The sequence below is a fragment of the Rhizobium sp. PEPV16 genome, assembly GCF_008919455.1.
GTDB lineage: Bacteria > Pseudomonadota > Alphaproteobacteria > Rhizobiales > Rhizobiaceae > Rhizobium > Rhizobium leguminosarum_Q.
On the sequence record NZ_VSZV01000257.1, the window covers coordinates 8,851 to 19,048 of the forward strand.

The following is a 10,198-nucleotide window of genomic DNA, read 5'->3' on the forward strand; positions in this document are numbered from 1 at the left end:
ACTACCCCAAGGAAGGCGTCGACCAGAAGAAGGCGCTGGCGGAGAAGCTGGGCGGCGAGGAGCGTGTGGCCCAGGCGCACAAGATGCTCAGCGATTACGGCCGCGAGGTCGGCATCCCCTTTAATTTCGAGGCGATCAAGATCGGCCCGAACACACTCGATGCGCATCGGCTAATCCACTGGGCGATGATCGAAGGCCGCGAGAAGCAGGACAAGGTTGTTGCCGCACTGTTCAAGGCGAATTTCGAGGAAGGCCACAATGTCGGCGACCATGCTGTGCTGCTCGATATCGCCGAAAAGTCCGGCCTCGACCGCTCGGTCATCGCCTCACTGCTTGCCTCCGATGCCGATCGCGATCTGATCGTCGCCGAGATCAAGGCAGCGCAGGAGATGGGCGTCAACGGCGTGCCGTTCTTCATCTTCGACCAGCAATATGCCGTCAGCGGCGCACAGACGCCTGACGTATTGGCGAACGCGCTGCGTGATATTGCCAAGGCGAAATCCGAGGCACGGTCGGGGCTGAACTAGCGCCGACGACCCCGGGTTCAGCCCAGAACCGGAACGCAGCGCACCTCGGTCTTCACCGAATTGGCGATGAAGCATTCGTCGTGTGCGCGGTGATGCAGCGCTTCAAGCTCGCTTAGCGATGGCTGCTTTTCGCCGGTGAAGACGACATGCGGACGGAGCGTCACGACGGTCATGGCAAGGCGGCCCTCGGCATTCTTCTCCATGATGCCCTCGGCGGCATCGGTGTAGCTGTCGACGCAAAAGCGCTGTTTGGCGGCGATCGACAGGAACCACAGCATGTGGCAGCTGGAGAGCGAGGCGACGAAAGCCTCTTCCGGATCGACGGCATCCTCGGCCGAATAGGGCAGCGGCACGACATGCGCGGAAGAGGACGCCCTCACCTCGATGCCGCCGTCGAATGTCCAGCGATGGATGCGGCTGTAGCGGTTGTCGGTAAAGGTCTCGCCGTTTCGCTGCCAGGCGATCGTTGCGCCGTATGTCGCCATCTTGCTCTCCTTCCGTTTATTTCGCCATCTCGGCCAATTGCGTCATGATAACAGCGGCACCCTGCAGGCGTTTTTCCGGCGTCGGCAGGTCTCGGGTCAGGAACAGGCTGTGATCGGGGCGGATCTTCGCCATCGTGCCCTGCTTGCCGATATAACCGACGAGGTTGGCCGGATTGGGGAATTCCTTGTTGCGGAACTGCACGACGACGCCCTTCGGGCCGGCATCGAGCTTTTCGACATTGGCGGTGCGGCAGAGCGACTTGATGTAGACGATCTTCAGCAGGTGCTGAACTTCGATCGGCATCGGACCAAAGCGGTCGATCATCTCGGCGCCGAAGCCGTCGATCTCCTTGAGCTCGGTGATTTCGCCGAGGCGACGGTAGAGCGCCATGCGCAGGTGCAGATCGGGAACGTAAGTTTCCGGGATCATCACCGTCGTGCCGACCGAGATCTGCGGCGACCAGCCGGTGTCGTGGATCTCGTCGACACCCTTGACCTCGGCAACCGCCTCTTCCAGCATCTGCTGATAAAGCTCGAAGCCGACTTCCTTGATATGGCCGGATTGCTCCTCGCCGAGCAGGTTGCCGGCGCCGCGAATATCGAGATCGTGGCTTGCCAGCTGGAAGCCGGCGCCGAGCGTATCCAGCGATTGCAGCACCTTCAACCGGCGTTCGGCGGTTGCCGTCAGCACCTTATTGACCGGCAGGGTGAAGAGCGCGAAAGCGCGCACCTTCGACCGGCCGACGCGTCCGCGCAGCTGATAGAGCTGGGCAAGGCCGAACATGTCGGCGCGGTGGACGATCAGCGTATTGGCGGTGGGCACGTCGAGGCCGGATTCGACGATGGTGGTCGAGAGAAGCACGTCGTAGCGGCCTTCATAAAAGGCGTTCATGATGTCTTCGAGTTCGCCGGCAGGCATCTGGCCATGGGCGACGGCGACCTTCAGCTCCGGCACATCCGACTGCAAGAAGGCATGCACGTCCTCGAGATCGGCAAGCCGCGGGCAGACATAGAAGCTCTGGCCGCCGCGATAATGCTCGCGCATCAGCGTCTCGCGGATGACCAGGCTGTCGAAGGGCGAGATGAAGGTGCGCACCGCCATGCGGTCGACCGGCGGCGTGGTGATCAGCGACAGTTCGCGCACGCCGGTCATGGCAAGCTGCAGCGTGCGCGGGATCGGCGTTGCCGACAGCGTCAGCACGTGCACGTCGCTCTTCAGCTCCTTCAGGCGCTCCTTGTGCTTGACGCCGAAATGCTGTTCCTCGTCGATGACGAGCAGACCGAGATTGGCAAATTTAATACCGGCCCCGAGCAGCGCATGGGTGCCGACGACGATATCGGTCTTGCCTTCCGCCACCTCCTTCTTGGTCAGCGCCAGCTCTTTGGCACCGACGAGGCGCGAGGCCTGCTGGATGCGCACCGGCAGACCGCGGAAACGGTCGGAGAAGGTCTTGAAATGCTGGCGGGAAAGCAGCGTCGTCGGCACGACGACGGCGACCTGGGCACCGTTCATCGCGGTGACGAAGGCGGCGCGCAACGCCACCTCCGTCTTGCCGAAACCGACGTCGCCGCAGACGAGACGGTCCATCGGCCGGCCGGCGGCGAGATCCGAGCGCACCGCCTCGATGGCGTTATCCTGGTCCTCGGTCTCGTCATAGGGGAAGCGGGCGGCGAATTCGTCGTAGAGACCTTCCGGCGTCGTCAGCATCGGCGCGTGGCGCGTCAGGCGCTCAGCGGCGATGCGGATCAGTGCATCGGCCATGTCGAGCAGGCGCTTCTTGAGTTTGGCCTTGCGCATCTGCCAGGCGCCGCCGCCGAGCTTGTCGAGCTGGGCTTCGGTGCCCTCGCCGCCGTAACGCGAGAGAAGATCGATGTTTTCGACCGGCAGGAAGAGCTTGGCGTCATCGGCATATTGCAGTTCGAGGCAGGCATGCGGCGCGCCTGCGGCCTCGATGGTCCTCAGTCCTATAAACCGGCCAATACCATGTTCGGCGTGGACGACGATCGAACCCTCATCGAGGCCAGCGACTTCCGAGATGAAATCGGCGGCACGCTTGCGGCGCTTGGAGCGGCGCACCATACGGTCGCCGAGGATGTCCTGCTCGCCGATGACGATGAGATCGCCGGCCTCGAAGCCGGCTTCAAGACTGAGCACGGCAGCAGCAGCCTCACCTCTCGCCAGCGAGCCGACATCCTTCAACGCCTCGATCGGCTTGACCTTTTCGAGGCCATGTTCGTGCAGCACCTGCAGCAGGCGCTCCAGCGAGCCTTCGGTCCAGGCGGTGACCAGCACTTTCGCGCCGGCAGCACGGCGGTCGGCAATATGCTTGACGACGACGTCGAAGATGTTGATGCGTTCGGCATCGCCGCCGCCTTCGGCGTTCGAGCGCGCCCAGCGCTGGCCCTGGCGGGCGTCGACATTGACGACCCGCCGCGCCTCGCCCTCATGCTCGTTGAAGGGGCTGATGCGGATCGCGGCCAGCGCGTCGAGGGTTTTGACGAAAAGCTTGCTGTCGAGATAGAGCTGGCCCGGCGTCACCGGCTTGTAAGGCGTGCCCTGCGTCATCCCCTTGGCCGGCTGGCCGGAGTTCAGGCGGGCGTCGTAATAATCAAGAACGAGCTTGGAGCGCTCTTCCGCTGCTTCACGCACCGTATGGTCGATGACGATACGGAAGCCGCTCAAATAATCGAAGACGGTGTCGAGCTTCTCGTAGAAGAGCGGCAGCCAGTGCTCCATGCCGGGGTAACGGCGGCCTTCGGAGACGGCGAGATAAAGCGCGTCGTCACGTGTGGTCGCGCCGAAAGCGGAGAGGTAATTCTTGCGGAAGCGGCTGATCGTATCCGGCGTCAGCGTCACTTCGCTCATCGGGTTGAGATCGAGGGAGCGCACCTGCCCTGTGGTGCGCTGGCTGGCCGGATCGAAGCTGCGGATGCTCTCCAGTGTGTCGCCGAAGAAATCGAGACGGACCGGCTCTTCCGAACCGGGCACGAAGACGTCAAGAATGCCGCCGCGCACGGCATATTCGCCGACCTCGCGAACGGTCGCGACGCGCTCGAAGCCGTTGCGTTCCAGGCGACCGGCGAGATCGTCCATGCGCAGCTGGTTGCCGGGGCGGGCCGAAAAGGTCAGGCTTTCGATGACATCCTGCGGCGCCACCTTCTGCAGCATGGCATTGGCGGTGACGAGCACGATTGCCGCATGCGGCTTCTTGCGATGGGCGATGAGGCCGCCGAGTGCAGCCAGCCGGCGAGCCGAGGTGTCGGCACTCGGCGAGACGCGGTCATAAGGCAGACAGTCCCAGGCCGGCAGAGTGAGAACCGGAATGTCGGGGGCGACGAAGCCCAGCATCTGCTCCAGATCGGCCATGCGGTGGCCGTCGGACATGACATAAGCAACCGGCTCCCCCGTTCGGGCGAGTTCGGCGAGCAGCAGCGTTTCAAGACCTGCCGGCACATTGCCGATCGTCAGCGGCTCGGCAATGGCCGCAAGCTTGTTCGCATCGAAAGCAGGGATCATTCCGGCGTCCTGAGGGGCTTGTCAAAATCGGGCTTATAGGCGGCGATGCGGGCAAACATCGGTGTCTGGAAACGCTCAGGCACCGGCCATGTTCCCATGATCCAGCGGACGAGATCATTGTCCTCTTCCGCCATGATCGTCTCGAACTCGTCGAGTTCGGCTTCCGACAGAGTCGCGACCTCGGCTTCGGCGAACTGGCCGAAGACCAAATCCATCTCGCGAATGCCGCGATGCCAGCAGCGGAAAAGGATTCTGCGGCGGCGCGGGTCGAGACCGGCACTCGTGAGCGTGACACCTGTCATGGCATTACCTTCCTGTTGATGCGCCTCTATAGACCCTGGAAAGCGGCTTGTCAGCCTTGCCAAGGCCGCATTGTTCATCGCATTTTGGCCGCATGCGCCCCGCCATTCTCGATCCTCTGTTTTCCCCCATTTCCGGCCTTCCGGGCGTCGGCCCGAAGATCGCCGACCTATTGGTTAAGCTGCTCGGGCGCGAGACGCTGGAGGATTGCCGGGTGATCGACCTGCTCTTCCACGCGCCCTTTTCGCTGATCGACCGGCGCAACCAGCCGGGAATCGCTCGCGCGCCGCAGGGCGCGATCGTGACGATCACGGCGCGCGTCGACCGCCACCAGGTGCCGCCGGGCGGCAAAAGCAATATCCCCTACCGCGTCTTCCTGCATGACGAGACCGGCGAGCTGACGCTGGTCTTCTTCCGCGGACAGGCGGCATGGCTGGAAAAGCAGCTGCCTGTTGACGCGGAGGTGACGGTCAGCGGCAAGATCGACTGGTTCAACGGCCGCGCCTCGATGGTGCATCCCGATTATATCGTCAGGGCCGACGAGGCGGAAAGCCTGCCGCTGGTTGAGCCGATCTATCCGCTGACGGCAGGACTTTCACCTAAGACGCTGCGAAAGATCATCGACGCCGGCCTGCCGCGCTTTCCCGAGCTGCCGGAATGGATCGACCTGGCGCTGACTGAGAAACAGGGCCTGCCGTCGATCCGCGACAGTTTCCACATGCTGCACGAGCCGCGCGATCCCAGCGATATCGACCCGCAGGCCCCTGCCCGGCGGCGGCTTGCCTATGACGAATTCCTCGCCGGCCAGCTGTCGCTGAGCCTGGTGCGGCAGAGGTTGCGCAAGGTGGCGGGCCAGCCGGTCACTGCGACGGGCACAATCAGCAGCAAGATCCTGAAGAGCTTGCCCTTTTCGCCTACCGGCAGCCAGAACGAGGCAATCGCCGAGGTTTTGAAAGATATGGCCGGCAACGAGCGCATGCTGCGGCTGCTGCAGGGCGATGTCGGTTCCGGCAAGACGCTGGTGGCGCTGATGGCGATGGCGGCGGTGATCGAGAGCGGCGGCCAGGCCGTGCTGATGGCGCCGACCGAAATCCTGGCGCGGCAGCACCACGCGACGATCTCGAAATTCGCCGCCTCCGCCGGGCTCGGCATCGAGGTGCTGACCGGGCGAACCAAGGGACGCGAGAGGGAGGAAATCCTGGAGCGCATCGCCTCGGGTGCTGCCCAGATCATCATCGGCACGCATGCCCTGTTCCAGGACAGCGTCGCCTACACCAATCTGATGCTTGCCGTCGTCGACGAGCAGCACCGTTTCGGCGTGCATCAGCGCCTGCGGCTGACCGCCAAGGGCCTCTCGCCGCATATGCTGGTCATGACGGCGACGCCGATCCCGCGCACGCTGGTGCTTGCCGCCTTCGGCGACATGGACGTCTCCAAGCTCACCGAAAAACCGGCCGGCCGCAAGCCGATCCAGACGATCACCGTGCCGATGGAACGGACCGGCGAAATCGTCGGACGGCTGCAAAGCGCGATCGCCGAGGACAAAAAGGCCTACTGGATCTGCCCGCTGGTCGAGGAGTCCGAGGAGCTCGACCTGATGTCGGCCGAGGAACGGCATGCGACGCTGGTCTCAGCACTTGGCCCGGGCATCGGCCTCATCCACGGTCGCATGAGCGGGCCGGAGAAGGACGCGGCGATGATGGCGTTCAAGAACGGCGAGACCCGGCTGCTCGTCGCCACCACCGTCGTCGAGGTCGGCGTCGACGTGCCGGATGCGACGATCATGGTGATCGAACATGCCGAACGCTTCGGCCTGGCGCAACTGCATCAGCTGCGCGGCCGCGTCGGGCGCGGCGACGAGGCCTCGACCTGCATCCTGCTCTATAAGGGGCCGCTCGGCGAGACCGGCCATGCCAGGCTTTCGATCATGCGGGAGACGGAAGATGGCTTCCGCATTGCAGAAGAGGACCTGAAGCTGCGCGGTGAAGGCGAATTGCTCGGCACGAGGCAATCCGGCACGCCGGGTTTCCGCATCGCCAGCCTCGAGGCGCATGCCGACCTGCTTGAGATTGCCCGCAAGGATGCCGCTTACCTCATCGAACGCGATCCGGAATTGACCACCGAGAGAGGAACGGCGATCCGCACCCTGCTCTATCTTTTCCGCCGCGACGAGGCGATCCGATTTCTTAGAGCGGGTTAAAGCGCACCGAGGCGCGCTTTAAGTCTTTGTTCTATGCATGTCGTTACCCCAAAACCGCTGAACACTTTTGGGCGACATGCATCATTCAGCCTTGGAAACCGCCACCGGCTTCGGCCGCGGCAAATGCTTCTGCTTCGGATCGGCCGGCTTGTGTTCGGGCGCCACAAGCCCGCCTGAAATCAGGAACTTGGCGGCGTCTTCCGGCGACATATCGAGCATGACGATCTTCTCGCGCGGCACGAAGATGAGGAAGCCGGCTGTCGGCACCGGCGTCGGCGGCAGGAAGACGGCGACCATATCCTGGCCCATGGCATTGAACTTCGAAGCGATTTCGCCCTTGGCGTCGGTGGCGATGAAGATCAGTGCCCAGAGGCCGGGGCCTGGATATTCGATGAGGCCGACCTTCTTGAAGGAGTTCGCCTGTTCCTTCAGTACGGTTTCGAAAATCTGCTTCACGCTTCTGTAGATCGTGCGCACCAGCGGCATGCGCTGAACGATCGATTCGCCGAACCGAACGATGCTCTGGCCGATGAGGTTCTTGCCGAGGAAGCCGACGACGGTGATCAGCACGACGGCGATCAGCAGGCCGAAGCCCGGAATGGCGAAATTGAGATAGCTTTCCGGATTCCAGCGCGCCGGAATATAGGGCCGGACCCAGCTGTCCGACCAATGGATGAAGGTCCAGGTCAGCCAGATGGTAATCGCGATCGGCGCGCAGATGATCAGTCCTGCGAGAAAATTATTCCTCAGCCGGGTCGCGACCGGCATTCTGGGGGCGTTGTCGGCCATCGTTTCCTGATGAACTCCATCTCAGTCCTGGACGGGCCGGAACGCCGGCCCTTCCCCCTTGTCCGCAGACCAAAATTGCCAGAATTCGGGGCGTCGCACAATATGTTTCGGCGCGACGGTCCGGCGTTACAGGCTTATTCCACGGTCACGGATTTCGCCAGGTTGCGCGGCTGGTCGACATCGGTGCCCATGAAGACGGCGGTGTGATAGGCGAGCAGTTGGATCGGCAACGAGAAGATCATCGGCGCGATGATTTCGTCGACCACAGGCAGGGTGATCGTCGCCATGGTCGGCAGTTTCGAAGCGGCCGCGCCGGCCTCGTCGGTGATGAAGATGATGCGGCCGCCGCGCGCTGCGACCTCCTGCATGTTCGAGACGGTCTTTTCGAAGAAACGGTCGTAAGGGGCGATGACGATGACAGGCATATTCTCATCGATCAGCGCGATCGGTCCATGCTTCAATTCGCCGGCTGCATAACCTTCGGCATGGATATAGGAAATTTCCTTGAGCTTCAGCGCGCCTTCCATGGCGAGCGGGAAGCTGGTGCCGCGGCCGAGATAGAGCACGTCCTTGCACTTCGACAGCTCGCGCGACAGGCTTTCCATCTGCGGCTGGATGAGGTTCAGCACCCGGCTCATGATGCGCGGCATTTCGGCGAGATGGCGCACCAGCGCCCTCTCCTCGTCAGCACTCACCGTGCCGCGCGCCTTGCCGGCGCCGATCGCCAGCGCTGCCAGCACGGCAAGCTGGCAGGTGAAGGCCTTGGTCGAGGCGACGCCGATTTCCGGGCCGGCCATGATCGGGAAGACGGCGTCGGATTCACGCGCGATCGTCGATTCGCGAACATTGACGACGGCGCCGATCTTCAAGCCGTTGTCGCGGCAATAGCGTAAGCATGCCAGCGTATCGGCAGTCTCGCCGGACTGCGAGATGAAGAGTGCTGCCTGTGACGGCGACAGCGGCATTTCGCGGTAGCGGAATTCGGAGGCAACGTCGATCTCGACCGGCAGGCGGGCATAACGCTCGAACCAGTATTTGCCGACGAGGCCGGCGAGATAGGCAGTACCGCAGGCCGAGATCGCAAGGCCGGTCGTCGCCTTGAAGTCGATCGCGGCGGCATTGGCGCCGATCGTATTCTCGGCGAAATCGACATAGTGGCTGAGCGCGTGGGAGATTACCTCCGGCTGCTCATAGATTTCCTTTTCCATGAAATGGCGGTGGTTGCCCTTGTCGACGACATAGGCGGTCGCCTGCGAGATCTGCCGGGCGCGTTTGACCGGCTTGCCGTCGAAATCGAGCACGGCGACACTGTCGCGGGTCAGGATGGCGCAATCGCCGTCGACGAGATAGGTGATCTCATTGGTGAAGGGCGAGAGCGCGATCGCATCCGAGCCGAGGAACATCTCGCCGCGGCCGTAGCCGACGGCAAGCGGCGGGCCGAAACGGGCAGCCATGATCGTGCCGGGATCGGCCTTGAGCATGATGGCCAGCGCATAGGCGCCGGTTACCCGGTTCAGCATCTTCAGCATGGCGGCGCGCGGCTCCAGGCCTTCGCGCAAATATTTCGCCATCAGATGGGCGACGACCTCGGTGTCGGTCTGGGTTTCGAAGACCGAGCCCTCTTCCGTCAGTTCGTCGCGAAGCTCGGAGAAGTTCTCGATGATGCCGTTATGGACGACGGCGACGCCTTCGACGAAATGCGGATGGGCATTGGTCTCGTTCGGAACGCCGTGGGTCGCCCAGCGCGTGTGGGCGATGCCGACGGTGCCGGGCAGCGGTTCGCTGTCGAGGCGCTTTTCCAGATTGAACAGCTTGCCCTCGGCGCGGCGGCGATCCATCACGCCGTCATGAATGGTGGCGACACCGGCGGAATCGTAACCGCGATATTCGAGACGCTTCAGCGCATCGACCAGGCGCCCGGCAACAGGCGCAGTTCCGACGATCCCCACAATGCCGCACATATAGTATCCCCACTAGGCCTCAACAATGAGGCCAGTCCTACCGATTCCTGCTTATTTCTCAATCACCTCGGCGGTCACTTTCAATTTCCGCCGGTTACGCAAGGCTGGTCAGGCTTTCGCCTTCTTCGCCGCCTTGATGGCGAGCGCACGCTCACGCAGCAACGTCGCGCGCCCCGGCTTGATCTCCTGCCGGGCACGGCCGAGCGCCAGCGCGTCAGCCGGCACGTTGGCGGTGATGACGCTGCCGGAGGCGATATAGGCGCCGTCGCCGATCGTCACCGGCGCGACCAGCGAAGAGTTGGAGCCGATGAAGGCGTTTTCGCCGATCACCGTCTCGCTCTTGTTGACGCCGTCATAGTTGCAGGTGATCGTGCCGGCGCCGATATTGCTGCCGGCGCCGATGACGGCATCACCGATAT

8 protein-coding genes are annotated in these 10,198 nt (G+C 63.1%); 2 read left to right on the forward strand and 6 right to left on the reverse strand.

What is annotated here, in order from left to right:
• The coding region (locus tag FY112_RS10250; protein ID WP_151518330.1) for a DsbA family oxidoreductase at positions 1 to 527 on the forward strand (527 nt) is incomplete at its 5' end.
• A gap of 17 nt (positions 528 to 544) precedes the next feature.
• On the opposite strand, the gene FY112_RS10255 is transcribed toward FY112_RS10250, so the two are convergent.
• The 3 genes from FY112_RS10255 to FY112_RS10265 are packed head-to-tail and all read right to left on the reverse strand — an operon-like array spanning position 545 to position 4,831.
• Positions 545 to 1,012, reverse strand: coding sequence for an OsmC family protein (locus tag FY112_RS10255; RefSeq protein ID WP_151518326.1), 468 nt, complete (start codon positions 1,010 to 1,012; stop codon positions 545 to 547).
• A gap of 16 nt (positions 1,013 to 1,028) precedes the next feature.
• Complete coding sequence (gene mfd / locus FY112_RS10260; protein WP_151518327.1) at positions 1,029 to 4,529, reverse strand: transcription-repair coupling factor; 3,501 nt, start codon at positions 4,527 to 4,529, stop codon at positions 1,029 to 1,031.
• The gene (locus FY112_RS10265; protein ID WP_017960426.1) at positions 4,526 to 4,831 is read right to left on the reverse strand and encodes a succinate dehydrogenase assembly factor 2; all 306 of its coding nucleotides are present in this window, start codon (positions 4,829 to 4,831) and stop codon (positions 4,526 to 4,528) included. Before FY112_RS10265 ends, mfd begins: the two co-directional genes overlap by 4 nt.
• A gap of 92 nt (positions 4,832 to 4,923) precedes the next feature.
• Here FY112_RS10265 and recG point away from each other — a divergent pair, with 92 nt between their 5' ends.
• Complete coding sequence (gene recG / locus FY112_RS10270) at positions 4,924 to 7,029, forward strand: ATP-dependent DNA helicase RecG (RefSeq protein ID WP_151518328.1); 2,106 nt, start codon at positions 4,924 to 4,926, stop codon at positions 7,027 to 7,029.
• A gap of 81 nt (positions 7,030 to 7,110) precedes the next feature.
• Here the strand turns inward: recG and FY112_RS10275 are convergent, their stop codons facing one another.
• The 3 genes from FY112_RS10275 to FY112_RS10285 all read right to left on the reverse strand — a co-directional run.
• A complete protein-coding gene (locus FY112_RS10275) occupies positions 7,111 to 7,818 on the reverse strand; it encodes a DUF502 domain-containing protein (RefSeq protein ID WP_131630456.1) in 708 nt (235 codons plus the stop codon).
• A gap of 134 nt (positions 7,819 to 7,952) precedes the next feature.
• The gene (gene glmS, locus FY112_RS10280; protein WP_131630455.1) at positions 7,953 to 9,779 is read right to left on the reverse strand and encodes a glutamine--fructose-6-phosphate transaminase (isomerizing); all 1,827 of its coding nucleotides are present in this window, start codon (positions 9,777 to 9,779) and stop codon (positions 7,953 to 7,955) included.
• 108 nt (positions 9,780 to 9,887) lie between these two features.
• Positions 9,888 to 10,198: DapH/DapD/GlmU-related protein (locus FY112_RS10285; RefSeq protein WP_281408457.1), on the reverse strand; the 311-nt coding region annotated here is incomplete at its 5' end.

Bases quoted from the DNA above. Each gene is read 5' to 3' on its own strand.
- FY112_RS10275 (WP_131630456.1), bottom strand. From the start codon at position 7,818: ATGGCCGACAACGCCCCCAGAATGCCGGTCGCGACCCGGCTGAGGAAT.
- mfd (WP_151518327.1), bottom strand. From the start codon at position 4,529: ATGATCCCTGCTTTCGATGCGAACAAGCTTGCGGCCATTGCCGAGCCG.
- FY112_RS10265 (WP_017960426.1), bottom strand. From the start codon at position 4,831: ATGACAGGTGTCACGCTCACGAGTGCCGGTCTCGACCCGCGCCGCCGC.
- glmS (WP_131630455.1), bottom strand. From the start codon at position 9,779: ATGTGCGGCATTGTGGGGATCGTCGGAACTGCGCCTGTTGCCGGGCGC.
- recG (WP_151518328.1), top strand. From the start codon at position 4,924: ATGCGCCCCGCCATTCTCGATCCTCTGTTTTCCCCCATTTCCGGCCTT.
- FY112_RS10255 (WP_151518326.1), bottom strand. From the start codon at position 1,012: ATGGCGACATACGGCGCAACGATCGCCTGGCAGCGAAACGGCGAGACC.